Origin of the sequence: Ewingella americana, from assembly GCF_006438725.1 — a bacterium.
Taxonomy (GTDB): Bacteria; Pseudomonadota; Gammaproteobacteria; order Enterobacterales; family Enterobacteriaceae; genus Ewingella; species Ewingella americana_A.
Genome location: NZ_RCZD01000005.1, coordinates 423,009 through 449,650 on the forward strand (window position 1 = coordinate 423,009; position 26,642 = coordinate 449,650).

A 26,642-nucleotide genomic window follows, 5' to 3' on the forward strand; every position below is an offset into this window, starting at 1 on the left:
TAGGGAGGGATTTGGGTGTTTTATAACAAGTCCGATACACGATAGTCTATCATGGCTATTACCAAGTGATAATGCGTTGGGATGCTGGCGGGACGCCAGAATGGCGCGTGCGTGGCTGAAAAGGGTAGGGAACATGTCCGGGATCGATTTTAAGAACAAATTCAATTTCCAGCGTCCTTTCAGTCCGCCGATTGAAGCGCGTGATGAATATGACGTCGTGCGCCAGTTTGAAAGCGACCGCGGGCGCATTATTAACTCGGCTGCTATCCGCCGGTTACAGCAAAAAACCCAGGTTTTCCCGCTGGAGAAAAACGCGGCAGTGCGCAGCCGTCTGACGCACTCTCTTGAGGTTCAGCAGGTAGGCCGTCATATCGCCAAAGAGATTTTACACCGCTTACGCAAGCAGGAAAAACTCGATGCACTCGGCCTAAGCAACTTCACCGATCCCTTCGAAAGCGTGGTGGAAATGGCCTGCCTGATGCATGACATCGGCAATCCGCCGTTTGGTCATTTTGGCGAGTCAGCAATCAACAACTGGTTTGCGAAACGGATGGATATCGCCAGTTGCGGGGCGGTGCCGCAAAGTGCCGACAGCTGTACCTTCAATTTCCTGCGTCTGCTGGAAGGGGAAGATCAACTGAACCTGTTTCGCAGTAAAATCCGCCATGATTTATGTAATTTTGACGGCAATGCGCAGGCCATCCGGCTGGTGTTTACCCTGCTCAAACTCAACCTGACGTTCTCGCAAACCGCCTGTATTTTAAAGTACACCCGCCCGGCGTACTGGGCCGCGTCGATGCCGGAAAACCACAACTACCTGATGAAAAAACCGGGGTTTTATCTGGCGGAAGAGCCGTTCATCGAGCGGTTGCGCGAAGAGCTGGATATGGGCGAGTTCAGCCGTTTCCCGCTGACCTACATTATGGAAGCCGCGGATGATATCTCTTACTGCATCGCCGATCTGGAAGATGCCGTAGAAAAGAATATTTTCAGCGTGGAGCAACTGTTTGGCCACCTCGAACGCGAGTGGGGCGAGGGAATTAAGGGCGACTGGTTCGAAAAGGTGGTGCGGATGGCCTATCATAAAATGAATAAAGCCAAAACCTTCCGCAACCCGGTGGATTATTTCTTTATGGAACTTCGGGTGCAAACGGTAAAACATCTGGTGCCGCACGCTGCTATTCGGTTTATCGATAATCTGCCCGCAATATTTGAGGGAAGCTTTAATCAGGCGTTACTCGAAGACGTTAGTCAGGCTAATAGGTTGTTGAAAATATATAAAAACGTGGCATTTAAACACGTCTTTAATCATCACGAAGTCGAAGAGCTGGAATTACAGGGCTACCGTGTCATTAGCGGACTATTGGATATTTACAGTCCGATATTGGATATGCCTTTGCAGGAATTCCGCCAACTGGTCAGCGAGGATACTCACCGCCAGTATCCTATTGAAACCCGGCTGTTTCATAAGTTATCCGCCAAACACCGTCTGGCCTATAACGAAGCCGTCGCCAGGCTGAATCAGCAACCTGAAAATCAGCAGCAGGTCGGTGAGTTTTATTACCGGGCACGCATGATTCAGGATTATATCAGCGGCATGACAGATCTTTACGCTTACGATGAGTATCGCCGTTTAATGGCTGCTGAATAATATCCCTGTCATATTTCAAGCTGCCGCGTTGTTGGCAGTATTATTCATTCTGATCATCAGGTTAGCTATGCTTAACGGGGTTTATTGAGTTGCCATCGCCCTGCAGCCCGGATTATTTAGGGTATCTCCCTTGAATAATTTGAAAGGGAACAAATATTAATGCCATGAGGTCATCTGGTTAAAAATTAAGCTTTTGTAAATAACCACAATAATTTTTTACCATTGTGATTTCGACCAAAATGAACTTCACGTTTTTAATAATATCTCAGTACCACGACTACCAAGCAAGGTGACCGCTTACGGTTGCCACGTATAAATTTAAAAACTCATTAAAGAGATTACGACTGATGAAAAAATCTACTCTATTCCTAAGCGCATTAGCGTTAAGTATTGGTATGGCTGTGGCCCCGGTTTCATCGGCGTTTGCCGCAGAAACGGCGTCTTCAAGCACAACTCAAGTTCCTAGTCTGGCGCCTATGCTGGAAAAAGTGATGCCTTCTGTGGTCAGTGTGAATGTTGAAGGCAGCGCAGAAGTGAAAACGCCGCGAATGGGCCAACAGTTCCAGCAATTCTTTGGCCAGAATTCGCCACTGTGCCAGGACGGCTCGCCGTTCCAGAGTTCACCTGTTTGCCAGGGCGGTGGTCAGGGTCCTGATGGTGCACAACAGGCACCTCAGCAACAGAAAGAAGATTTCCGTGCGCTGGGTTCCGGCGTGATCATCGATGCCGATAAAGCCTATGTCGTCACCAATAACCACGTGGTGGATAACGCCACCAAAATTACCGTACAGCTTAATGATGGCCGTAAATTTGAAGCCAAAGTGATCGGTAAAGATCCACGCTCAGATATCGCGGTTATCCAGCTGATTGGCGCGAAAAACCTGACGGCGATTAAAATCGCAGACTCCGAGCAACTGCGCGTTGGTGACTACACCGTGGCTATCGGTAACCCTTATGGTCTGGGAGAAACCGCGACGTCCGGTATCGTTTCCGCGCTGGGACGTAGTGGCCTGAATATCGAAAACTACGAAAACTTTATCCAGACTGATGCCGCGATTAACCGGGGTAACTCTGGTGGTGCGCTGGTGAACCTCAACGGTGAGCTGATCGGTCTGAACACCGCGATCCTCGCGCCGGACGGCGGCAACATCGGTATCGGTTTTGCGATCCCGAGCAACATGGTGCAAAACCTGTCCAAGCAGATGATCGAATTCGGTCAGGTGAAACGCGGTGAGCTGGGCATTATGGGGACTGAGCTAAACTCTGAACTGGCGAAAGCCATGAAGGTTGATGCACAGCGCGGGGCCTTTATCAGCCAGGTGATGCCGAAGTCTGCGGCGGAAAAAGCCGGTATTAAAGCGGGCGACGTGATCCTGAGCATGAACGGTAAACCGATCAGCAGCTTCGCATCCTTCCGCGCTGACATTGGCACGCTGCCTATCGGCACCAAAGTCACGTTGGGCCTGCTGCGCGATGGCGCACCGGTCAATGTTGACGTGACCATTGAGCAGAGCACACAAACGGCGAAAGTCGATTCCGGCAATATCTACACCGGTATCGAAGGGGCTGAGCTGAGCAACGCAGAGTCTGGCGCGCAGAAAGGCGTGAAAGTGGATGCGGTGAAACCGGGCAGTGCTGCGGCACGCGTTGGCCTGAAAAAGGATGACGTGATCCTCGGTGTTAACCAGCAGAAAGTCGCTAATCTGGGCGAACTGCGTAAGATCCTCGACAGCAAGCCTTCTGTACTGGCGTTGGATATTCAACGTGGCGATACCTCAATCTATCTGTTAGCGCAGTAATTTTTGCGGTTTAACCGCGATTCTCTAAGGCACGCTTCGGCGTGCCTTTTTTATTCGTGGGTGCCAACACTGCGACAGCAAAACTGTGACTCTACCCGCAACTCCGGCGGGTTTTTTTACGCTTTGGGCATTTGCATAATGTTTGGTGCAGAGCCGCTGAGTATGCTGTTTGATCATTGATCTCACGGCAGGAGCAGCAGTCCATGGCGGCATATCATCTCGATGCAAAGCTGGCGCAGAAAATCGTAGCCCGCACGATGCAAATTATTGATAGTAATGTGAATGTCATGGACGCTCGTGGCCGAATCATCGGCAGCGGTGACGAGGAGCGTCTTGGGGAATTGCACGAAGGGGCATTGCTGGCGATATCGCAGATGCGGATTGTTGATATTGATGACGGTGTTGCCCGGCATCTGCACGGCGTACGGCCCGGCATTAATTTGCCCCTGCGTATTGATGGCGAGATCATCGGTGTGATCGGCCTGACCGGCAACCCTACGCAGTTGCGTCAGTATGGCGAACTGGTGTGCATGACGGCAGAAATGATGCTCGAACAGGCGCGTTTACTGAACATGCTGGCGCAGGACAGCCGCCTGCGTGAAGAGCTGGTGCTGAATTTGATCCGCGTGGATGTGCTTTCACCTGCGCTAAACGAATGGGCGCAGCGCCTCGGCATTGATCTGAATAAACCGCGTATTGCGGCCGTGGTAGAGGTGGACAGCGGCCAGTTGGGGGTAGACAGCGCAATGGCGGAGCTTCAGCAATTGCAAACTCTGCTCACCACGCCGGAGCGCGATAACCTGATCGCCATCGTGTCATTGACGGAAATGGTCGTGCTGAAACCGGCGCTGAACAATTTCGACCGCTGGGACCCGGAAGCGCACCGCCAGCGTATCGACCATCTCTTGTCGCGCATGACGGAAACCGGCCGTTTGCGTATCCGTATTTCACTGGGCAACTATTTCACCGGTCCTGGCAGCATCGCGCGTTCCTACCGCACGGCGCGCACGACCATGAGCGTCGGCAAACAACGGATGCCGGAACAGCGCAGCTATTGTTATCAGGATCTGGTCCTGCCGGTGCTGCTCGACAGCCTGCGCGGCGGCTGGCAGGCCGATGAACTGGTGCGGCCGCTGGCACGGTTGAAATCGATGGACAGCAACGGCCTGCTGCGGCGTACGCTCTCCTCGTGGTTTAGCAATAACGTTCAACCTACAGCGACCTCCAAAGCGCTCTACATTCACCGCAACACCCTTGAATACCGCCTGAACCGTATCTCTGAACTCACCGGGTTGGATCTGGGTAACTTTGACGACCGCCTGCTGCTCTACATCGCCTTGCAACTCGACAACGAGCGCTGAGACAAACCTCCCCGGGATCACACTCCTGGAGCATTTCGTGAGCTGTTTCGCATTGCTCTGGGCATCCGCCATAAGAAAACTGCAATTCTGAATTTATGCTTGTTGGTTTGCCTAATGAGTCGCCATGGGGTTGTTCTTATACTCGATCAGGCTTTTCCCCCATTCCCCCTGAACCCTACATGTTCTGTGGGGGGAGTGAATTTTGCCTGGCAAGTTATTCTGGAGAACACCATGGATACATTAAGCTCAGCGGCGAGCGTGACACAAAAAAGAACTAACGCCCGCTACTGGATAGTGGTGATGTTATTTATTGTCACCTCCTTCAACTACGGCGACCGCGCGACGCTGTCGATTGCCGGTTCGGCGATGGCCAAAGATATCGGCCTCGACTCCGTCGGTATGGGTTACATCTTCTCGGCCTTTTCGTGGGCCTACGTCATTGGGCAAATTCCCGGTGGCTGGTTGCTGGATAAATTCGGTTCGAAGAAAGTCTACTTCTACAGCATCTTCATCTGGTCGCTGTTCACGCTGCTACAGGGCTTTGTGGATCTTTTCAGCGGTTTTGGCATTGTGGCGTCGTTGTTTGCCCTGCGCTTTTTGGTCGGGCTGGCTGAAGCGCCGTCGTTCCCCGGCAACAGCCGTATCGTTGCGGCCTGGTTCCCGGCACAAGAGCGCGGAACCGCCGTGTCTATTTTCAACTCTGCCCAGTACTTCGCGACGGTGATCTTCGCCCCCATCATGGGCTGGCTGACGCACGCTGTCGGGTGGTCGCACGTGTTCTTCTTTATGGGCGGACTTGGGATCATCCTCAGCTTTGTCTGGGTAAAAGTGATCCATGATCCGAAAGATCATCCGGGCGTGAATCAGGCAGAACTCGACTACATGGAAGCCGGTGGTGCGCTGATCAACATGGATCAGAAAAGCGCCAAAAAAATAGCTGTCAAAGGTGAAAAGCTTTTCCAGGTTAAGCAATTATTGAAATCACGAATGATGATTGGCGTGTATCTCGGTCAGTACTGTATCAACGCCATCACTTACTTCTTTATCACCTGGTTCCCGGTGTATCTGGTGCAGGCGCGCGGTATGTCGATCCTCAAAGCTGGGATGGTGGCATCGGTTCCGGCGATCTGCGGTTTCCTCGGCGGCGTCCTCGGCGGTGTGATTTCTGATTACCTGATGCGCAGAACCGACAACCTGACATTTGCCCGTAAAGCGCCGATTGTCGTCGGTATGCTGCTCTCCATTTCGATGGTGGCCTGCAACTACGTGGACACCGAATGGATGGTGGTCGGCATTATGGCCTTTGCTTTCTTCGGCAAAGGATTAGGTGCACTGGGCTGGGCGGTGATGGCAGATACCGCGCCAAAAGAGATCAGCGGCCTGAGCGGTGGTTTGTTCAATATGTTCGGTAACGTTTCCGGCATCATCACGCCAATCGCTATCGGTTACATCATCGGCTCTACCGGTTCTTTCAACGGCGCGCTGATTTATGTCGGCATCCACGCTTTGCTGGCAGTGGTCAGCTATGTGTTTATTGTGGGCAAAATCGAGCGTATTCAGCTGCGCCCTTTCGTCAGCCCTGAGGCAGCAGGAGGAAAATTAAGATGAGTACTCAACACTCTCCGGTGATCACCGACATGCAGGTGATCCCTGTAGCCGGTCATGACAGTATGCTGATGAATATCGGCGGTGCGCACGGCGCGTATTTCACCCGTAATATCGTGATTTTAAAAGACAGCGCCGGGCATACCGGCGTTGGGGAAGCGCCGGGTGGTGAGGTGATTTACAACACGCTGTGCGAGGCTATCCCCCAGGTTAAAGGGCAGGAAGTGGCGCGCATGAATCGGCTGGTGCATCAGATTCATGCCGGTAATCAGTCCTCGGATTTCGACTCTTTCGGTAAAGGTGCCTGGACGTTCGAGCTGCGGGTTAACGCCGTGGCGGCGCTGGAAGCCGCGCTGCTTGACCTGCTGGGCCAGTTCCTCGGCGTGCCGGTATGTGAACTGCTCGGGCCGGGTAAACAGCGCGATGAAGTGACCGTCCTCGGCTATCTGTTTTACATCGGTGACCGGCAGAAAACCGATTTGCCTTATCTCGACGGTACTCAACAGCGCGGCCACGACTGGTATCGCCTGCGCCATCAGGCCGCGATGAACAGCGACGCCGTTGTCCGGCTGGCCGAAGCGGCGCAGGATCGCTACGGTTTTAAGGATTTCAAACTAAAGGGCGGCGTATTGCCCGGCGAAAAAGAGATCGAGGCGGTGTGCGAACTGGCTAAGCGCTTCCCCGAGGCGCGGATCACGGTCGATCCCAATGGGGCCTGGCTGCTGGATGAAGCGATTGATCTGTGTAAAAACATGCAGGGGATCCTCAGTTATGCGGAAGATCCGTGCGGTGCCGAGCAGGGTTTTTCTGGCCGGGAAGTGATGGCGGAGTTTCGCCGCGCGACCGGTTTACCTGTCGCCACCAATATGATCGCCACCAACTGGCGCGAAATGCAGCACGCGGTGATGTTGCAGGCAGTGGATATTCCGCTGGCCGACCCTCATTTTTGGACCATGCATGGCGCAGTTCGCGTTGCACAACTCTGCGACGACTGGGGCCTGACCTGGGGTTGTCATTCCAACAACCATTTCGATATTTCACTGGCGATGTTTACCCATGTCGCTGCCGCCGCGCCGGGTAAACCGACGGCGATCGACACCCACTGGATCTGGCAGGAGGGCGATCAGCGCCTGACCAAAGCGCCGTTGCAGATCGTTAACGGCAAAATCAAAGTGCCTGAAAAACCTGGGCTGGGTGTCGAGGTCGACATGGACAGGATCCGTCAGGCACACGAATTACATCAAAAACTGCCCGGCGGCTCGCGCAATGACGCCGCTGCCATGCAATACCTGATCCCCGGTTGGACATTTGATCGCAAACGCCCGGCGCTTGGGCGCTGATGCTATGCCACTCTTCAACGGCTTTTGAAAAGGACACACTATGACCACGTCTTCTACTCCAAAAATTGTCTCCATGCAGGTGATCCCGGTTGCCGGTCACGACAGCATGCTGCTCAATCTCAGCGGCGCACATGCGCCTTATTTCACCCGTAATATTCTGATTCTTACCGATAACAGCGGCAACACCGGCGTCGGAGAAGTGCCAGGCGGCGAGAAAATCCGTCAGACGCTTGAAGACGCACAACCGCTGGTGGTGGGTAAAACGCTGGGTGAATACAAAAATGTCATGACCGCCGTGCGCGGCCAGTTTGCCGACCGCGACGCCGCCGGGCGCGGGTTGCAAACCTTTGATCTGCGTACCACCATTCACGTGGTGACCGCCATTGAAGCGGCGATGCTGGACCTGCTCGGTCAGTATCTTAACGTTAGCGTTGCCTCCCTGCTCGGTGACGGCCAGCAGCGCGACGCGGTCGAAATGCTTGGTTATCTGTTCTACATCGGCGATCGTAATAAAACGGATTTGCCGTACCAGAATCAGTCCGGCGAGCGCTGCGACTGGTACCGCCTGCGCCACGAAACGGCGCTGGATGCGGACAGCATTGTGCGTCTGGCCGAAGCCTCTTATGAAAAATATGGTTTTAATGACTTCAAACTGAAAGGCGGTGTGCTGCGTGGCAGCGAAGAGGCCGAAGCCGTGACGGCGCTGTCGAAACGCTTCCCTCAGGCTCGCATTACGTTAGACCCGAATGGCGCATGGTCACTCAACGAGGCCATTGGTTTAGGTAAACAGCTGCGTGGCGTACTGGCCTATGCGGAAGATCCGTGTGGCGCAGAGCAGGGCTTTTCCGGCCGCGAAGTGATGGCTGAATTCCGTCAGGCCACCGGTATGCCAACGGCCACCAATATGATCGCCACTGACTGGCGGCAGATGGGGCACACTATCCAGCTGAAATCCGTGGATATTCCGCTGGCGGACCCGCATTTTTGGACTATGCAGGGGTCGGTACGCGTTGCGCAGATGTGCCATGAATGGGGCCTGACCTGGGGTTCACACTCTAATAACCACTTTGACATTTCACTGGCGATGTTCACCCATGTTGCCGCCGCTGCTCCGGGCAAAATCACCGCCATCGACACTCACTGGATCTGGCAGGAGGGCAATCAGCGTCTGACCAAAGAACCGTTGCAGATTAAAGGCGGCATGGTGAAAGTGCCAGAAAGACCGGGCCTTGGTGTGGAACTCGATATGGATCAGGTGATGAAAGCCCACGAGTTGTATAAAAACATGGGGCTGGGGGCGCGGGATGACGCGATGGGCATGCAGTTCCTGGTGCCAGACTGGAAGTTTGATCCGAAGAAGCCGTGTCTTGTTCGCTAACCGCTTTTGGGCTTTTGGAAAAGCTGGGTAAAACTTAATTTTCAATTTCAATTTCAATTTCAATTTCAATTTCAACTTCAACTTCAACTTTAAGGTCAAAACCGTGGGCGTCGGCTCACACCGACCTAGCTTCGGATCGCGCTCCGAACTCGCTTTTTTTAATGCAAAGTCAAGACCTTGGGCTGCCGCCCAAACCGGCCCAAAAGGAGGTTTAAACGAACCTCCTCTTGTAACTCCTGCGTTTTTTTATGTGGCTCCTCCAGCTGCGCTGGTCACAATGGCCGTGTTTCAGGGGCCGCAGTTATAGCCGCAAACTCCGCCGCTGCGCGGTCCTCTCATTTCGGGCTTCAACCCGCGTAAAAAGACTCGCGGTTTTGCGCCGCTCACTCGACGTCGTTTTGAATGCGGCCCAGGCTTTTTTAAATTCAAAACCTGACCGGTTTTGTCTTTTTGCTTTTATCTTTTTCTTTATATAGCCGCCAAGGCGCAGTCAAAAATGGCACCGGATGAGAGGTTCGAGACCTTAGGCTCGAATCCCGAAATACGGGGACGGCGAAGCCGTGACATTTTGCGCCCCACTCGGAAGTTGCGAAATATGTCCTTCGTCCCAGCGATAGCGCGCAGTTAAAAAAACACAGGATTCCAAAGGAGGTTCGTTTAAACCTCCTTTGGGCCCGTGTGGGCGGCGAGCCCGCGGTTTTGGTTTTAAAGCAGGTTTGGGCGGCAGCCCAAGGCCTTGACGTTGAATTTAAAAGCCAGTTTGGGCGGCAGCCCGATTAAGTGACCGGTGCCGGGTTAAACACCGCCAGGGCATTATGGATCCCCCATTGATCTGACCAGGTTTTCTTGCGACCGCTGGCGATGTCCAGAATGAAGTGGAACAGCTCCCAGCCGACATCCTCGATGGTGGCATCTCCGGTGGCAATGGTGCCGGCGTTGATGTCCATCAAATCAAACCAGCGATTCGCCAGTGCGGTGCGGGTCGCCATTTTGATTACCGGCACGGCCACCAGACCATAAGGGGTGCCGCGCCCGGTGGTGAAGACCTGAACCGTAATACCGGAGGCCAGTTGCTGGGTGCCGCAGACAAAATCACTGGCCGGTGTGGCGGCGTAAATTAGCCCTTTTTTAGTCGGGCGCTGGCCGGGGGAGAGCACTTCGACAATCGCGCTGGTGCCAGATTTCGCGATCGAACCCAGCGCTTTTTCTACCACGTTGGCCAGGCCGCCTTTCTTATTGCCCGGCGAAGGATTGGCGCTGCGGTCGGTCTGCCCCAGTGACAGATAATTGTCATACCACGCCATCTCTTCGAGCAGGCGCTTACCGACGTTTTCATCGGCTGCACGCGGTGTCAGCAGGTGAATCGCATCGCGCACTTCGGTCACTTCCGAAAACATCACTGTAGCACCGCAGCGTACCAGCAGATCGGAGGCATAACCCACGGCCGGGTTAGCGGTGACACCGGAGAACGCGTCGCTGCCGCCGCATTGGGTGCCGACCACTAAATCCGACGCCGGACAGGTTTCCCGCTGGCGGCGGTTAAGCCGTTCGAGGTGATGGCGGGCGACGTTTAGAATGTCGTCGACCATCGACTGGAAGCCGACGTGTTGTTCATCCTGCAAGCGCACAATGTGCACATCATCAAGTGAAATTGGCTGAACATCCGGTGTGCCTTCCAGCAGGCGTTCGGGCTGTAACTTCTCACAGCCGAGGCCAACGACCATCACTTCACCGCCGAAATTCGGATTGAGCGCCAGATTGTGGATCGTTCGGATGGGGACCACGGCTGCCGGTGCGTTGATCGCCACGCCGCAGCCATAAAGATGATTCAGCCCGACCACGCCATCGACGTTCGGATAGTGCGGCAGCAAGTCGCGTTCGATAATTTTAACCACGTGATCAACCACGCCCGCCACGCACTGGACGCTGGTGGTGATGGCCAGCAAATTCTTGGTGCCAACGCTGCCGTCTGCGTTGCGGTAACCTTCAAAGGTATAGCCTTCCAGCGGCGGCAGCGGGGAGGGCACGCGGGTGGCCAGCGGCAAGGCGTCGAGCGGCGGTGCGACCGGCAGTGCCACCAGAGACTCGTCGATCCAGCTCCCTCGGGTGATATCGCGCAGGGCATAGCCAATGACTTCGCCATAACGGATGATGTCGCCGCCTTTAGCGATAGGCTCCAGCGCCACTTTGTGGCCCTGCGGAATATGCTCGATTAATTCAAGGCCACAGGCAAAACGGGTGCCGGCGGTTAATCCGTTGTCATTCACAATAATCGCGACGTTGTCGCTGGCATGAACTTTAATAAATAGCGCTTCAGTGGCCTGTTCTTTTGGACGTGACATAACTGTCTCCGCTGAGGGAATAATAGTGCTGCACATTAACCGGTCTATTCTAAGGCGATCGCGTGGGCGCGTTCATCGGGCATATGACCAGTTTCTCGCGCCTTTATGCCACCTTCCTTGGGGCAACTGACATACCCTTTGTGACACCTGTCACTGTCTGTTTTTCGCGGATATCTCGGCACACATGATTTGTGATTCCTCTCTCATCGCGATGGGTAAACGCCACGAAAAACCTTTTTCTGCACGCAGAATATTGGGCTTCTGCCCAATGCCATTTGGCGGGCTTATTTTTATACTGCTTTACCATCTCAGTGGACGTTAACCAGGGCGTGCTGTTCGCCGCCGTCTGTTAAGTGTGTCCCCTTTATACATCCGAGGTACCGAGGTAACTATGAGTGATCAGCTGATTCCAAACCGTTTCCGTCAGGACTTATTGCAAGGCAAAACCCTGATTGGCTGCTGGGCCGCCATGGGCAGCGCGTATGCCACCGAAGTGCTGGGGGTGGCCGGATTTGACTGGGTGTTACTCGATGGTGAACACGCGCCCAATGACATCACCACCTTTGTACCGCAACTGATGGCGCTGAAGGGCAGTAAAAGTGCACCGGTAGTCCGCCCGCCATGTAATGAACCCGTCGTGATTAAACGCCTGCTGGATATTGGCTTCTACAACTTTCTGATCCCGTTTGTGGAAACCCAACAGCAGGCTGAACTGGCCGTCGCCGCCACCCGCTATCCGCCTGCCGGGATCCGTGGTGTATCGGTCTCGCATCGCAGCAATATGTTTGGCACCGTGCCGGATTATTTCAACCAGATTAACGACAACATTACGGTGATGGTGCAGATAGAAAGCCAGGCCGGGCTCGACAACCTTGATGCCATTGCTGCCGTTGATGGCGTGGATGGCCTCTTTGTTGGCCCGAGCGATCTGGCCGCTGCGTTGGGACATCTCGGTCAGGCCGGGCATCCGCAGGTGCAGGAGGCTATCCGTCACATTTTTGCCCGCGCCAAAGCGCAGGGTAAAGCCAGCGGGATTCTGGCACCGGTTGAAGCTGATGCCCGCCGTTATCTCGAATGGGGTGCGACCTTTGTCGCCGTCGGCAGTGATTTAGGTATTTACCGCGCCGGAACGCAGGCGCTGTGCGATCGTTTCACCAAATAACCAAAGAGGTTAGCAGCATGAAAATTGGATTTATTGGTTTAGGGATCATGGGTAAACCCATGAGTAAAAACCTGCTGAAAGCCGGTTACCAACTGGTTGTGTTGGACAACAACCCACAGGCGACCCAAGAGTTAGTTGACGCCGGGGCCAGCCGCGCCGAAACACCGAAAGCGGTGGCGGAACAGAGCGACATTATCATTACCATGCTGCCCAATTCGCCGCAGGTGAAGCAGGTGGTACTGGGCGAAAACGGCATTATTGAAGGCGCACGAGCGGGCTCGATTGTGATTGATATGAGTTCTATCGCGCCGCTGGCCAGCCGTGAAATCAGTCTGGTACTGGCGGAAAAACAGGTCGCCATGCTCGATGCGCCGGTCTCCGGCGGCGAACCCAAAGCCATTGACGCGACGCTGTCTGTGATGGTGGGCGGCGACAAGGCGGTGTTTGAAAAATGCTATGAGCTGATGAAAACCATGGCCGGCTCGGTGGTACATACCGGTGACATTGGCGCGGGTAACGTCACCAAACTGGCAAATCAGGTGATTGTAGCGCTGAACATTGCCGCAATGTCTGAAGCCTTGGTGCTGGCCACTAAGGCCGGCGTTGATCCTAATCTGGTTTTTCAGGCCATTCGTGGCGGGTTGGCGGGCAGTACTGTATTAGAAGCCAAAGCACCGATGGTAATGGATCGTAATTTCAAACCGGGCTTCAGAATTGATTTACATATTAAAGATTTAGCCAATGCACTGGACACCTCTCACAGCGTGGGCGCGCAGTTGCCGCTGACCTCGTTGGTGATGGAGATGATGCAGGCGCTAAAAGCGGATGGGCACGGTCAGTCTGACCATAGTGCAATTGCACGCTATTATGAAAGCTTAGCGAAGGTTGAAGTGACCCGGTAGTCATTACGGATAATGGCGCAGAAAATGCGCCGTTTTACGGTCTGGCTAAATGAATAAACCAACAGGACGCTTTTCCACAGCGGCGCGTGCAATTTATGAAAATAGTGATCGCACCGGATTCATACAAAGAAAGTTTGTCTGCTTTGGACGTGGCAAAGGCCATCGAAAGCGGTTTCCGCGAAATATTCCCTGATGCAGAGTACGTCAAACTGCCCGTCGCTGACGGCGGTGAAGGCACCGTTGAGGCCATGGTTGCGGCAACCGGTGGCCGGGTGGTGAAGGTGAACGTCACTGGCCCCCTCGGCGACCCCCTCGAGGCATTCTTCGGATTGTCCGGGGATGAGAAAGTCGCGTTCATCGAAATGGCGGCAGCCAGCGGGCTGGAAAGTGTTCCCAGTGCGAAACGCAATCCGCTAAAAACCACCTCTTTCGGTACCGGTGAATTGATCCGCGCCGCGCTGGACTACGGCGTGAAGCACTGCATTATTGGCATCGGTGGCAGCGCCACCAATGACGGCGGATCCGGGATGGTGCAAGCGCTCGGCGCAAAACTGCTGACTCAGGCGGGCCGGGAGATCGGCTACGGTGGCGGGGAACTGGAGAAGCTGGCGAGTATTGACGTCAGCGGGCTGGATCCCCGTATCAAAGCGTGCCGTTTTGAAGTGGCCTGTGATGTGACTAATCCGCTGACCGGTAAAGAGGGGGCTTCAGCAGTCTTCGGCCCGCAAAAAGGTGCCACGCCAGAAATGATCGAGCAGCTTGACGGCTATCTCGGCCATTACGCCAAGGTGATCCGTCGTGATTTGCATATTGATGTGGATACCATCCCCGGCGGCGGCGCGGCGGGTGGCATGGGGGCTGCACTGCATGCATTTTGTGGGGCAGAGTTGCGCCAGGGAATTGAAATTGTCACCGAAGCGCTCGGGCTGGACGCGCTGGTGAAAGATGCGACGCTGGTGATCACCGGCGAAGGGCGCATCGATAGCCAGAGCATCAATGGTAAGGTGCCCATCGGTGTAGCGCGGGTGGCTAAACGCTACAATAAGCCGGTGATTGCTATCGGCGGCAGCCTGACCAAAGATGTCGACGTGGTGTTTGAGCATGGGCTTGACGCCGTTTTCAGCGTGCTTTACACCATCTGTACGCTGGAGGAAGCGCTGGAGAATGCGGCAGAGAATTTACGCAAGACGGCGCGTAACATCGCTGCGACCATCCGGCTGGCGCAAAAATTGTAGGCGAGAGGGAGAACCTTTTGCGCGGCTAAAACCGGTATCTGATGAAAATCTGTACCGGTTTTTTATTTGTGTTCTGCATCTTTACCCGTACTGGTCTGCTGCGCTAGGTTTGGGGTATTGATTGTGCGACTACACCAAATGGAGAGCCACCATGTCCGAGCCTGATTTCTCTGAGCCTTATGATTTTTCTGAACTGTATGACTTATCCTCGCTGTATGACTTTTCCACCCAACCAGTAAACACCCAGACCAAAGGCCTTGGGGCGCTGCCCGGGGAAGCCTGCATGGCGGATATCGGCGAGCAGGGCTGGAACATTCTGCGCGAAGAGGTCAGTCTGCCGGTCGCCGTACTGCTTGAGGAGCGCATCGAACATAACCTGTCGTGGATGCGCGAGTTTATCAGCCGCTATCATCTCAAACTGGCACCGCACGGCAAAACCACCATGAGCCCGGAGCTTTATCAGTTGCAGCTTGATTACGGTGCCTGGGGTATTACGCTGGCGACTGCGCCGCAGGTCAACGCCGCGTTCCAGCACGGTGTGCGCCGGGTCATTATGGCGAATCAGCTCAATGGCAAAGCCAATATGGCGATCATCGCCGGGCTGCTGGATCACGATACTGAGTTTGATTTCACCTGCATTGTGGATTCCGCCGACAACGTTGACGCCCTGGGTGATTTTTTCGCCGCGCGCGGGCAAACGCTTCGTGTATTGCTGGAATATGGCCTGATGGGCGGACGGAGCGGGGTTCGCAATGCCGGGCAGGAACAGCAGGTGTTGGATGCCATCCAGCGCTGGCCGCAGTCGATCAAGCTGGTGGGCGTGGAGATTTATGAAGGTGTGATTGACGAAGAAGCACCGATTCGCGCCTTCCTGCAACAGGTCATGAGCCGCACCGAAGCGCTGGCGCAGGCTGGCCTGTTTGCTGAGCCGACGGTGATTCTGACCGGGGCAGGCTCGGCGTGGTATGACGTGGTGGCCGAGGAGTTCAGCCGTGGCGACAAGTATCTTGATGCAGCGCAACGCTTTACCCTCGAGGTTATTCTGCGTTCTGGTTGTTACCTGACACACGACGCCGGGGTGTATGAAAAAGCCAATCAGCGCATTCAGGCGCATAACCCGGTTGCGCGTGAAATGAACAGCAGTCTGCAACCGGCGTTGCAAGTATGGGCCTATGTGCAGTCTTTACCCGAGCCGGGCAGAGCAATCATCGGCCTGGGAAAACGCGATGCGGGTGCTGACGCGGGCTTTCCGGTTGTGGCCGGGCATTTTCGCCCCGAGACCACCCGTTCGGCAGGTTATACCACCGTGGTGCCTGCGCCGAAGGTGTGGGAAATCGTCAAAATGATGGACCAGCACGCCTTTATGTCGCTGCCGCCAGAGGCGGATATTAAGGTGGGCGATATGCTGCTATTTGATATTTCACATCCGTGTCTGACCTTCGATAAATGGCGTCAACTGCTGCGGGTGAACGAACAGTGGGACGTGACCGGTGCCGTGACCACCTGGTTCTGACCGGTTAACGCACGCCAGATAAACAAGCCCGGACCTTCATGTACGATCAAAGGCCGGGCTTTTTATTGCTCATAAAACGTTAACGGGTAGTCAGCTGACCCGCAGCCGCCAGGGCTTTCTCGGCTTCCTGCTGCGCGGCCTGATGCTCTTCTTTATATTTCAGGCGGTCCCATGCGCGGAAGAACGGATAGTAAATCACCAGCGAAATCGCCAGATTGACCACCTGAATCACCGTGCCGGAAATATGCCCGCCGGTGGCCAGATAGCCACTGATGAAGATCGGCGTGGTAAACGGCAGGGCAATGCCCACCGGCGGCGTCACCAGCCCGGTTGCCATCGCGGTGTAGGTGATGATCACCAGCACCACCGGCGTCAGGATAAAGGGGATGGCGAAGTACGGGTTCATCACCAGCGGAATACCAAAGACCATCGGCTCGCTAATGTTAAACAGACAGCCCGGTGCGGCGATTTTCCCCAGTTGCTTCATCTGCGCACTGCGGGCGCGGATCAGCATGAAGATCACCAGTCCGAGTAGCGCACCCGTCCCGCCGGGAGCAATCCATAAATCATAGAATTGCTGGGTGATAATGTGCGGTACTGGCTGACCGGCCTGAAACGCCGTCAGGTTTTCCGACATGTTGGCCAGCCATACGGGCTGAATAAACACCAGCACGATGGCATCACCGTGCAGCCCGACCATCCACAGCAAACCAATTAAAATCACCGAGAAGATCATACCCGGCAGGGTACCGCCAATGTGGTGCATCGGAATACCGATAATGGTGGCGATCATATTATTGATGTTGCCAAACGGTGTGGCTTCAACGCCCAAACGTAGCGCCAGCACCACCGCCATCACGGCGAAACCTGGGATCAGCGCCAGAAAGGATTTTGCCACTGCGGGGGGAACGCCTGCAGGCATATTGATGACGAAATTGCGGTCGTGGACAAACCGGTAGATTTCGGTCGACAGGATGGCAATCACAATCGCCACAAACAGGCCCTGACTGCCGATGAAGTTCATTGGCAACACGCCTTTGACGATCTGCTCAGTCGCCCCATTCAGCGGCTGGAACAGCGTGTTTTGCGGAATGGTCAGGATGAAGGCTACCAATGAAACCGCGCCGGTGGTCAGCGGATCCAGTGATTTATATTTCTCCGCCAGCCGGTAGGCGATACCGAAGCTGGAGATGATCGCCATGATGTCGTACGTGGCTTTCACCGGGTACAGCAGTTTTTCGCGCCACGCCGCGCCAAACACCTCGCCCATCATGTTGGCGTAGCTTGGGATCGGCAGGTAGGCAAAAATCAGAAAGAAAGAGCCAATAAGCATAAACGGCATATTGAGGATGATACCGTCGCGCACCGATAGCACGTGCTTTTGCGAGGCGATTTTCAAGGCAAAAGGCAAAACATAGCGTTCGAGCAAGACATTCGTTTTAGACACTACACACCCCCTGAGCGGATGATTTCCGCACTGTTTTTATTAACGGCTATTTTTGTTTGTGGCTGGTTACGTCAATGTTTGGACTGAAAAATGTCGGGCTTAAAGAGGGTGACGCTGCAACGCTGCGCCAGGTTTAACCTGAGCAGGCGGCAGTCGCCGGTAAAGTTCAATCATATCAATGGCTAAATCTTGTATTACCATCGCATTCATCAGGTGGTCCTGCGCATGCACGGTGATGAGTGTCACCGGGATTTTTCCGCAACCTTCGTCCATGCCAATCAGTTCTGTTTGCATGCCGTGAGCCTGTGAAACAGCCTGACGTGATTGTGCCATCGCCTGTTCCGCGGCGGCAAAATCACCGCGCCGGGCCTGTTGTAGCGCCATCATGGCGTGGCTGCGTGCGCTTCCTGCGTGAACCAGTAACTCCATAATCATGTTTTCCAGATCCATGCGTTTTCCCTCTTTCTCAAATCAGTGATAGTCAACGAACGACGTGGTCTTGGCATCGGGAAGACAGGCTACGTTTTGCGTCAAAGAAATAAAAAGAGAGCGCTCTCATTTTTAAGTTTAAAAAAATCAGCTGACGCGAAAAAAATATTTCCGGCATAAAAGCGATGGCGGAAAACTGCGCAACTGATGAGATAGAGTTAAACCAAAGTGATCGGGGGTTGTAAATACCTTCCGACCATAGGTTTTTTATATGAAGAATAAATACCGCATGGTTTCATGCGGTTACTGTTAATGCGGAGGGGAATTATTTTCCGTAAGTGAGATCTCAAGCAAACCTTAACCCGTGTAAATCTAGGTTCTCAGGTGCAATTGCGCCGCTCGGGTGACATTGTCGATTTCATCGAGCAATTCAAACCATTCGGGTTCCAGTTCATCCGCCAGGACGTTTTTACGCAGTTGTTGTTCAATGTAAAAACAGAGTTGTTTCAGTCGCGGAACACCGCTGTAGCTACAACTGCCGTGCAGTTTGTGGATTAGGGAAAGAATGTCAGGATCGGACCCACCCTGTGCCACTGCGTTCACTCGTTCGCTGACCTGTGGCAGAAAATCCACCAGCATTTGCAGCAGATCGCGGGCCAGCAACTCTTTATTGGCTGACTGATGAAGCGCCAATTGCCAGTCCAGCGTGCTGGCAGGCAGTTGGTCAGCCACCTGATTTAACGGTGATTCCTGCGGGGTATGGTGTGAATAGTGACGCGCCAGTACGCGTTTAAGCATGCTTTCATCGATTGGCTTAGCCAGATAGTCATCCATGCCGACTTTCAGCAGTTGTTCCCGCTCACCACTCAGTGAGTGGGCGGTGACCGCGACAATCGGTGTTTTGGCATGGCGTGGCAACTGATGAATGATTTCGCTGGCGCGGATACCGTCAATTTCCGGCATCTGAATATCCATCAGAATGATATCCAGATCGTTGTTGCGCGCCATGTCGATGGCTTCTTCGCCGCTGTGACACAGCAGGGTAGTTTCCACCAGCTCTTCGAGCAGGGTGCCGATCAACTTCAGATTGGCCGGGTTGTCGTCCACCGCCATCGCCGTCAGCGGCAGGCGTGATGCCTGGGCCTCGGTTGCATTGAGAACGATGCTGACCGGGCGCTCATCCAGCAACATCGGCAGTAAACGCAGGCTGGAGATCGGTTTAATCAGGCAGGCCTGCACGCCACGCGTTTTCAGTATTTCAGCATCGACCTGGAATTCGCTCGGTAACGCCAGCAGCAGGCGATCCGCCATGCTCAGTACTTTTTGCAGGCGCACATCGTAATCCGACAACCGGTGATCCAGTTTAACCGGAATGCTGCACAGCATCAGGTCGTAATGGGCGTCGGGCAGCGCCTGGATGGTAGTGCGGTGCACAACGTCCAGCGGCGTAGATTGCAGAATTTCCAGGGTAGCTTTGGCCGCAGCCGGGTTGGATTCCACGTACGCCATGCGCTTACCTTCGAGGCAGGACATCGAAACCGGGGTAATGTGGCGGTTGTCATTCAGTTCAAGGGTGATGTGGAACCAAAAGGTCGAGCCGCGGTTGATCTGGCTGTAGAAGCTGATATCGCCGCCCATCTCCTTGACCAGCCGCTGGGTGATCACCAGCCCGAGACCCGTACCGCCGTGGCGGCGTGAAATGCTGGCATCTGCCTGACGGAAAGCCTGGAAAAGCTGTGACTGCTGACGTTCTGAAATCCCGATACCGGTGTCATGAATTTGTACTTCCAGCTCGACTTGCAAATTGTTCTGCGATCGCAATTCCACATTGATATCAATATTGCCATTTTCGGTGAACTTGATGGCATTTCCCAGTAAATTAGTCACTACTTGCTGCAAACGCATTGGATCACCCAGCACGCTTTCCGGCACATTGTTGTGGATGTTAAGGGTCAGTTCCAGCCCTTTGTCATGCGCGGTATGCGCCAGCAGGATCACCACTTCGTCGAGCATCTCACGCAGTGAGAACGGAATGTGCTCCAGCACTAACTTCCCGGCTTCCAGTTTCGAGAAGTCGAGTACGTCGTTGATGATAGTTAGCAGGTTATTGGCCGAGCGCTCAATGGTTTGCAGGTAATCAGCCTGCGTTGGCGACAGCGGCGTTTTCAGCGTTTGGCGGGTAAAACCAATCACGCCGTTAAGCGGGGTGCGCAATTCGTGGGACATGTTGGCGAGGAACTCAGATTTGATACGCGCGGCTTCCTGGGCACGTTTTTTGGCTAAATCCAGTTCGACGTTCTGAATTTCCATCTGTTCAAGCGTTTCGCGCAAATCAGAGGTGGCCTGATCGATATTCTGCTGCACCTCTTCATGGTAGGCCGTCAGCGACATTGCCATTGAGTTGATGCCGTTTTTCAACATGCTCAGTTCACCAAGCATGTTCCCTTCCACGCGGCTGTCGAGCTGGCCGCGGCGGATCCGGTCTACAGTATTGACCATGTTACGTATCGGGCCGGTCACGTCGCGCATCAGGCGGTAGGCAAATAGTGTGGCGATCCCCAGACACAGCAACAGTAACATGGTGGAGACAAAGGCTTCCTGATACTGCTGCAAACGCACCGAGCTGAGATCCAACTCAATCGCGATGTACCCAAGATTGCGCGGCGGATTGGTGACGGAGGCGTCATCGTCAGGTGTGGTGTGGCTCTCGGCTAAAATCGGCGTGCGCAGGATAAGCGAGTCGCCGACGCGGTTTTTAGTCAGCTCTTTGGGGATTTTACTGGGCGAAGGCACCTGTAATATCCCGCCTTCACGCAGCGAGTTTGAGGTGGCAAACAGTTTGTTGTCACTGTCAAAAACGCTGATTGCCCGGACAATTTCAGAGTGATTGCGGTGCAGGCGGCTAATCAGTTGTCTAACCGGATCGCGCTCCCCGAAGGTCATTCCATACTCACTGGCCACGGCCAGCGGCTCGATAATACTGGAACCGGCGTCGATCAATTGCTTTTGCAGCTCGTTGTAACGGTGCACCACAAAAAAGGTGCTGAGCAGCAGGCCAATCATTAATGTTGGCGCCAAAATTAAGATCATCATCCGTGCGCGGAGGCTATATTTGGTCATGTGGTTCCAATGTGGGAGAATCAGTGGCTGACGAACCAGCGGCAATCGACAATATTAGCTTGATTCTACTCCCTGAGCCATCGTGTGACGACCCGGTAAACGGCAGTGGATCAGAAGGTGTTGCCACGCTGGGAGCGAATGGGCGAAGATAATGCCCTTCGCATGTCGATGACTTTGTTTATCAACCCGTCTGCTGCCCGATTAGCAGCAGAAACGTAGGGAGAGGGTATGGTTGCGGTAAGAAGTGCACATTTGAACACGGCAGGCGAGTTTGCGCTCGACGACTGGATCACCAGTTTAGGCCTCTCCAGCACGCAATCATGTGAGCGTTTAGCCGAAACCTGGCGCTACTGCGAACAACAGACTCAGGGCCATCCTGATGCCTCGCTGCTTTTGTGGCGCGGGCTGGAGATGGTTGAGATCCTCTCGACCCTCAGTATGGACAACGACAGCATGCGCGCCGCGCTGCTGTTCCCGTTGGTTGATGTTGGCATCGTTGACGAAGAGACACTCACTCAACAGTTCGGCAAAGGCATCACTGATCTGGTCCATGGCGTGCGCGACATGGACGCCATCCGCCAGCTGAAAGCCACACAAAATGATTCGATGGCCTCCGAGCAGGTCGACAACGTGCGCCGTATGTTGCTGGCCATGGTGGAGGATTTCCGCTGCGTAGTCCTCAAACTCGCCGAGCGAATTGCCCATCTGCGTGAAGTGAAAGATGCGCCTGAAGAAGAGCGCGTGCTGGCAGCCAAAGAGTGCAGCAATATCTACGCACCGCTGGCTAACCGGCTCGGTATCGGTCAGTTGAAGTGGGAACTGGAAGATTTCTGTTTCCGCTATTTGCACCCTGACGAATACAAGCACATCGCTAAACTGCTGCATGAGCGTCGTATCGACCGTGAGCAGTACATCGACGATTTTGTCTCCACCGTCAAAAATGCGATGGGTGAAGAAGGCATTAAAGTGGATGTTTATGGCCGCCCCAAACACATCTACAGCATCTGGCGAAAGATGCAGAAAAAATCCCTCTCCTTTGACGAACTGTTCGACGTGCGCGCTGTGCGTATCGTGGTGGAGCGTTTACAGGATTGTTACGCAGCGCTCGGGATTGTACATACCCATTTCCGCCATCTGCCGGATGAATTTGACGACTACGTCGCTAACCCAAAACCAAACGGTTATCAGTCGATTCACACTGTCGTTTTGGGGCCACGCGGTAAAACGCTGGAAGTACAGATCCGTACACGCCAGATGCATGAAGATGCCGAACTGGGCGTCGCGGCGCATTGGAAGTACAAAGAAGGCACTGCCGTGGTGGGGGGCCGCAGCGGCGGTTACGAAGGCCGTATTGCCTGGCTGCGTAAGCTTATCGCGTGGCAGGAAGAGATGGCTGACTCTGGCGAAATGCTCGATGAAGTGCGCAGTCAGGTATTCGACGATCGCGTTTACGTGTTTACGCCGAAAGGCGATGTTATCGACTTGCCGATGGGCTCGACGCCGCTCGACTTCGCTTACCATATTCATAGCGATGTCGGACATCGCTGCATTGGGGCGAAAATTGGCGGGCGCATCGTGCCGTTTACTTATCAGTTGCGCATGGGTGACCAGATTGAAGTCATCACCCAAAAGCACCCCAATCCAAGCCGTGACTGGCTGAATCCGAATCTCGGTTACGTTACCACCAGCCGCGGCCGTTCGAAGATCCATAACTGGTTCCGTAAACAAGATCGCGACAAAAATATTATTGCCGGTAAGCAGATCCTCGACGACGAGTTAGACCGCTTGGACATCAGCCTTAAAGACGCTGAGAAGCTGCTGCTGCCGCGCTACAACGTCAACTCGCTCGACGAAGTGTTGGCGGCGATTGGCAATGGTGACATCCGCCTCAATCAGATGGTGAACTTCCTGCAATCTCAGTTGAAAAAACCGAGTGCAGAAGAGCTGGACAAAGAAGCGCTGCGTCAACTAACCCAGAAAACCACCCCCGCGCCGCCGCGTAATAGCGGTAAAGACAATGGCCGCGTGGTGGTTGAAGGGGTGGGTAATCTGATGCACCACATTGCGCGCTGCTGCCAGCCGATACCGGGCGATGAGATTGTCGGGTACATCACTCAGGGGCGCGGGATCTCCATTCACCGCGCTGACTGTGACCAGCTTGAGGATTTGCGTCTGAATGCGCCTGAACGCGTGGTGGATGCTGTATGGGGCGAAAGCTACTCCAGCGGTTATTCGCTGGTGGTTCGTGTGGTGGCTAACGATCGCAGTGGCTTGCTGCGTGACATCACCACCATTCTGGCCAACGAAAAGGTTAACGTACTGGGCGTTGCCAGCCGCAGCGACACTAAACAGCAACTGGCGACTATCGATATGGATATCGAGATTTACAATCCGCAGGTGCTGGGCCGTGTGATTGCCAAGCTTAACCAACTGCCAGATGTGATTGACGCCAAACGTCTGCATGGCAGTTAAGTTTCATCAGTTTGTAAGGCCCGCCAGTCGGGCCTTTCTTATATTTGCCTTATAAAAACTTATTTAAAACGGACCCATCCATGACTGAATCAGCTCTGCAACGTTTGCTCACTATCATGAAAACCCTGCGTGACCCGGTTGCCGGATGTCCGTGGGATAAAGAGCAAACCTTTGCCACCATCGCGCCTTACACGCTGGAAGAGACCTACGAAGTGCTGGACGCCATTGCACGCAATGATTATGACGATGTGCGCGATGAGCTGGGTGACTTGCTGTTCCAGGTGGTGTTTTACGCCCAGATGGGCAGCGAGCAGGGGCTGTTTGAATTTGATGATATCTGTAACGCCATCTCTGACAAACTCGAACGTCGCCATCCGCAAATTTTCGGTACTGAGGAAGCCTGGTCGAAAAACGCCAGCAGCCAAGAGGTGTTGGTCAAGTGGGAAGCGCGCAAGGCGCTGGAAAGGGCGGATAAATCGCTGCATTCGGCACTCGATGATATTCCTTCCGCACTGCCTGCGCTGATGAAAGCGCACAAAATTCAGAAACGCTGCTCGAACGTTGGTTTTGACTGGACCACCCTCGGGCCAGTGCTGGATAAGGTCTACGAAGAAATCGACGAAGTGATGTTTGAAGCTCGTCAGGTGGTGATCGATGAAGAAAAGCTCGGCGAGGAAATCGGCGATCTGTTATTTGCTACGGTGAATTTGTCACGTCACCTCGGCCACAAAGCTGAAGATGCGCTACAGGCCGCGAACCGTAAGTTTGAACGCCGTTTTCGTCAGGTGGAAGACATCATCCGTGAGCAGGGGTTGGGCATGGAAGAGGCAACGTTAGACCAGATGGAAGCCGCGTGGCAGCAGGTAAAACTGCGCGAAGCGGATAAACCTGTGCTCTGACTTTGATCGGCGACAAGATCTGCGCTTGCTGAAACGGTTAAGCTCAGAGTCATTAAGCAGGTAAAAGCCTGATCTGAGAGCATTAAAGTACAACAAATTGAAATCTAAGATGTTTTACTGATTGATGAGAGTATCACAGCACTTTTTAGATGCTAACTGGTTGTTTTGAAAGACGGAAAGAATGACGCTGGCAGGATTAACTCTACTGAACTGACGCTGAGGAAAACGATGATGGGCAGCAAAACGTTTATTTGTGGCGCACACAAGGTTCCGGTATACTGTTTTCCCGTCTTGGTTACTCCATCATCTTTAAACCTAACCTCTCAGGTTCAGCATGACAACTAATTATATTTTTGTGACCGGCGGGGTCGTATCCTCTCTGGGTAAAGGCATTGCCGCAGCCTCCCTGGCGGCTATTCTCGAAGCCCGTGGCCTCAACGTGACTATGATGAAACTGGACCCGTATATCAACGTGGATCCAGGTACTATGAGCCCGACCCAACACGGCGAAGTCTTCGTCACTGAAGATGGCGCTGAAACGGATCTGGACCTCGGTCACTACGAGCGCTTTATCCGCACCAAAATGACCCGCCGTAACAACTTCACCACGGGCCGCATATACTCCGACGTGCTGCGCAAAGAGCGCCGCGGCGACTATCTCGGCGCCACCATTCAGGTTATTCCGCACATCACCAATAACATCAAAGAACGCATCATCGAAGGCGGCGAAGGCCACGATGTTGTACTGGTGGAAATTGGCGGTACGGTCGGTGATATCGAATCTTTGCCATTCCTGGAAGCGATTCGCCAGATGGCGGTTGACGTGGGTCGTGAGCATACGCTGTATATGCACCTGACGCTGGTGCCTTACATGGCGGCGGCCGGTGAAGTCAAAACCAAACCAACCCAGCACTCAGTAAAAGAGCTGCTGTCGATTGGTATCCAGCCAGACGTGCTGATTTGCCGTTCAGACCGTGCTGTACCGGCCAACGAACGCGCCAAAATTGCCCTGTTCTGTAACGTGCCTGAAAAAGCCGTTATCTCGCTTAAAGATGTTGATTCCATTTATAAAATCCCGGCCCTATTGAAATCTCAGGGTCTGGACGACTATATTTGTAAACGTTTTAACCTGACCCCGCCTGAAGCGAACCTCAGCGAATGGGAACAGGTTGTGTATGAAGAAGCCAATCCGGGTGGCGAAGTCACTATCGGCATGGTGGGCAAATACACTGAGCTGCCAGACGCCTACAAGTCTGTGATTGAAGCGCTCAAACACGGCGGTCTGAAAAATCGTCTGACCGTGAACATTAAACTTATCGATTCTCAGGATGTTGAAACGCGTGGTGTAGAAGTCCTTAAAGGGCTGGACGCGATCCTTATCCCAGGTGGTTTCGGCTACCGTGGTGTGGAAGGCAAAGTGGCCACCGCTCGTTACGCGCGTGAAAACAACATCCCTTATCTGGGCATTTGTCTGGGTATGCAAGTGGCATTGATGGAGTTTGCCCGCAATGTAGCGGGCATGGAAAATGCCAACTCGACCGAATTTGTGCCAGACTGTAAATTCCCGGTTGTGGCACTGATCACCGAATGGCGCGATGAGGACGGGAACGTAGAAGTCCGTTCTGAAGAGAGTGATTTAGGCGGCACCATGCGTGTAGGTGGTCAACAATGTCATCTTACCGACGGTAGCCTGGTTCGCGAGATGTACGGCGAGCCGACAATAGTTGAACGTCATCGTCATCGTTACGAAGTAAACAATATGCTGCTCAAACAAATCGAAGCCGCAGGTTTACGCGTTGCGGGACGCTCTGGCGATAAGCAACTGGTGGAAATTATCGAGTTGCCGACCCATCCATGGTTTGTGGCTTGCCAGTTCCACCCGGAATTTACGTCAACGCCGCGTGATGGTCATCCGTTGTTTGCAGGCTTTGTGAAGGCTGCCGGTGAGTATCAGAAGCGTCAGGTAAAATAAACATAGGAGAAGCAA

Annotated in this window: 17 protein-coding genes; 13 read left to right on the forward strand and 4 right to left on the reverse strand. The window is 53.9% G+C overall.

The annotated features are described in order from the left end of the window. Nucleotides 1-133: 133 nt before the first annotated feature. The 6 genes from dgt to gudD all read left to right on the forward strand — a co-directional run bounded on the left by dgt (nt 134) and on the right by gudD (nt 9,134). Nucleotides 134-1,651 (forward strand): dGTPase, encoded by a 1,518-nt coding sequence (gene dgt, locus EAH77_RS12010; RefSeq protein ID WP_140472911.1) that lies wholly within the window; start codon nt 134-136, stop codon nt 1,649-1,651. A 347-nt stretch (nt 1,652-1,998) separates the two neighbouring features. Then, a complete protein-coding gene (gene degP / locus EAH77_RS12015) occupies nt 1,999-3,450 on the forward strand; it encodes a serine endoprotease DegP (RefSeq protein WP_140472913.1) in 1,452 nt (483 codons plus the stop codon). 203 nt (nt 3,451-3,653) lie between these two features. Beyond that, nucleotides 3,654-4,811: a CdaR family transcriptional regulator gene (locus tag EAH77_RS12020; RefSeq protein WP_140472915.1), complete on the forward strand. Its 1,158-nt coding sequence runs from the start codon at nt 3,654-3,656 to the stop codon at nt 4,809-4,811. A 231-nt stretch (nt 4,812-5,042) separates the two neighbouring features. Next, the gene (locus EAH77_RS12025) at nt 5,043-6,419 is read left to right on the forward strand and encodes an MFS transporter (RefSeq protein WP_140472917.1); all 1,377 of its coding nucleotides are present in this window, start codon (nt 5,043-5,045) and stop codon (nt 6,417-6,419) included. Continuing rightward, on the forward strand, nt 6,416-7,756 hold the full coding sequence (locus EAH77_RS12030) for an enolase C-terminal domain-like protein (protein WP_140472919.1): 1,341 nt from the start codon (nt 6,416-6,418) through the stop codon (nt 7,754-7,756). The genes EAH77_RS12025 and EAH77_RS12030 overlap by 4 nt, the downstream gene beginning before the upstream one ends. 40 nt (nt 7,757-7,796) lie before the next feature. After that, nucleotides 7,797-9,134, forward strand: a complete 1,338-nt coding sequence (gudD, locus tag EAH77_RS12035) for a glucarate dehydratase (protein WP_140472921.1) — start codon at nt 7,797-7,799, stop codon at nt 9,132-9,134. Between the two features lie 776 nt (nt 9,135-9,910). Here gudD and garD read toward each other — a convergent pair. Continuing rightward, on the reverse strand, nt 9,911-11,476 hold the full coding sequence (garD, locus tag EAH77_RS12040) for a galactarate dehydratase (protein ID WP_140472923.1): 1,566 nt from the start codon (nt 11,474-11,476) through the stop codon (nt 9,911-9,913). Between the two features lie 391 nt (nt 11,477-11,867). Between garD and garL the strand changes: the two genes are divergently transcribed. The 4 genes from garL to EAH77_RS12060 all read left to right on the forward strand — a co-directional run bounded on the left by garL (nt 11,868) and on the right by EAH77_RS12060 (nt 16,288). Further along, nucleotides 11,868-12,638: a 2-dehydro-3-deoxyglucarate aldolase gene (garL, locus tag EAH77_RS12045; RefSeq protein ID WP_140472925.1), complete on the forward strand. Its 771-nt coding sequence runs from the start codon at nt 11,868-11,870 to the stop codon at nt 12,636-12,638. Between the two features lie 17 nt (nt 12,639-12,655). Beyond that, nucleotides 12,656-13,540: a 2-hydroxy-3-oxopropionate reductase gene (garR, locus tag EAH77_RS12050; RefSeq protein ID WP_140472927.1), complete on the forward strand. Its 885-nt coding sequence runs from the start codon at nt 12,656-12,658 to the stop codon at nt 13,538-13,540. Nucleotides 13,541-13,635: 95 nt separating this feature from the next. Next, complete coding sequence (locus EAH77_RS12055; RefSeq protein ID WP_140472929.1) at nt 13,636-14,775, forward strand: glycerate kinase; 1,140 nt, start codon at nt 13,636-13,638, stop codon at nt 14,773-14,775. Nucleotides 14,776-14,926: 151 nt separating this feature from the next. Continuing rightward, complete coding sequence (locus EAH77_RS12060; RefSeq protein WP_140472931.1) at nt 14,927-16,288, forward strand: amino acid deaminase; 1,362 nt, start codon at nt 14,927-14,929, stop codon at nt 16,286-16,288. A gap of 79 nt (nt 16,289-16,367) precedes the next feature. Here the strand turns inward: EAH77_RS12060 and celB are convergent, their stop codons facing one another. The 3 genes from celB to barA all read right to left on the reverse strand — a co-directional run bounded on the left by celB (nt 16,368) and on the right by barA (nt 21,284). Then, complete coding sequence (gene celB, locus EAH77_RS12065) at nt 16,368-17,717, reverse strand: PTS cellobiose transporter subunit IIC (RefSeq protein ID WP_431306764.1); 1,350 nt, start codon at nt 17,715-17,717, stop codon at nt 16,368-16,370. Nucleotides 17,718-17,834: 117 nt separating this feature from the next. Next, on the reverse strand, nt 17,835-18,185 hold the full coding sequence (locus tag EAH77_RS12070) for a PTS lactose/cellobiose transporter subunit IIA (protein ID WP_140472935.1): 351 nt from the start codon (nt 18,183-18,185) through the stop codon (nt 17,835-17,837). A gap of 351 nt (nt 18,186-18,536) precedes the next feature. Then, the gene (barA, locus tag EAH77_RS12075; RefSeq protein ID WP_140472937.1) at nt 18,537-21,284 is read right to left on the reverse strand and encodes a two-component sensor histidine kinase BarA; all 2,748 of its coding nucleotides are present in this window, start codon (nt 21,282-21,284) and stop codon (nt 18,537-18,539) included. A 228-nt stretch (nt 21,285-21,512) separates the two neighbouring features. Here barA and relA point away from each other — a divergent pair, with 228 nt between their 5' ends. The 3 genes from relA (at nt 21,513) to pyrG (ending at nt 26,627) form a co-directional block, all read left to right on the forward strand. Then, nucleotides 21,513-23,756 carry a GTP diphosphokinase gene (relA, locus tag EAH77_RS12080; protein WP_140472939.1) on the forward strand — a complete coding sequence of 748 codons (2,244 nt, stop codon included), beginning with the start codon at nt 21,513-21,515 and terminating at the stop codon, nt 23,754-23,756. Between the two features lie 80 nt (nt 23,757-23,836). Then, nucleotides 23,837-24,655, forward strand: coding sequence for a nucleoside triphosphate pyrophosphohydrolase (mazG, locus tag EAH77_RS12085; RefSeq protein ID WP_140472941.1), 819 nt, complete (start codon nt 23,837-23,839; stop codon nt 24,653-24,655). A 334-nt stretch (nt 24,656-24,989) separates the two neighbouring features. Beyond that, nucleotides 24,990-26,627 (forward strand): glutamine hydrolyzing CTP synthase, encoded by a 1,638-nt coding sequence (gene pyrG, locus EAH77_RS12090; RefSeq protein WP_140472943.1) that lies wholly within the window; start codon nt 24,990-24,992, stop codon nt 26,625-26,627. The last annotated feature ends 15 nt before the right edge of the window (nt 26,628-26,642 follow it).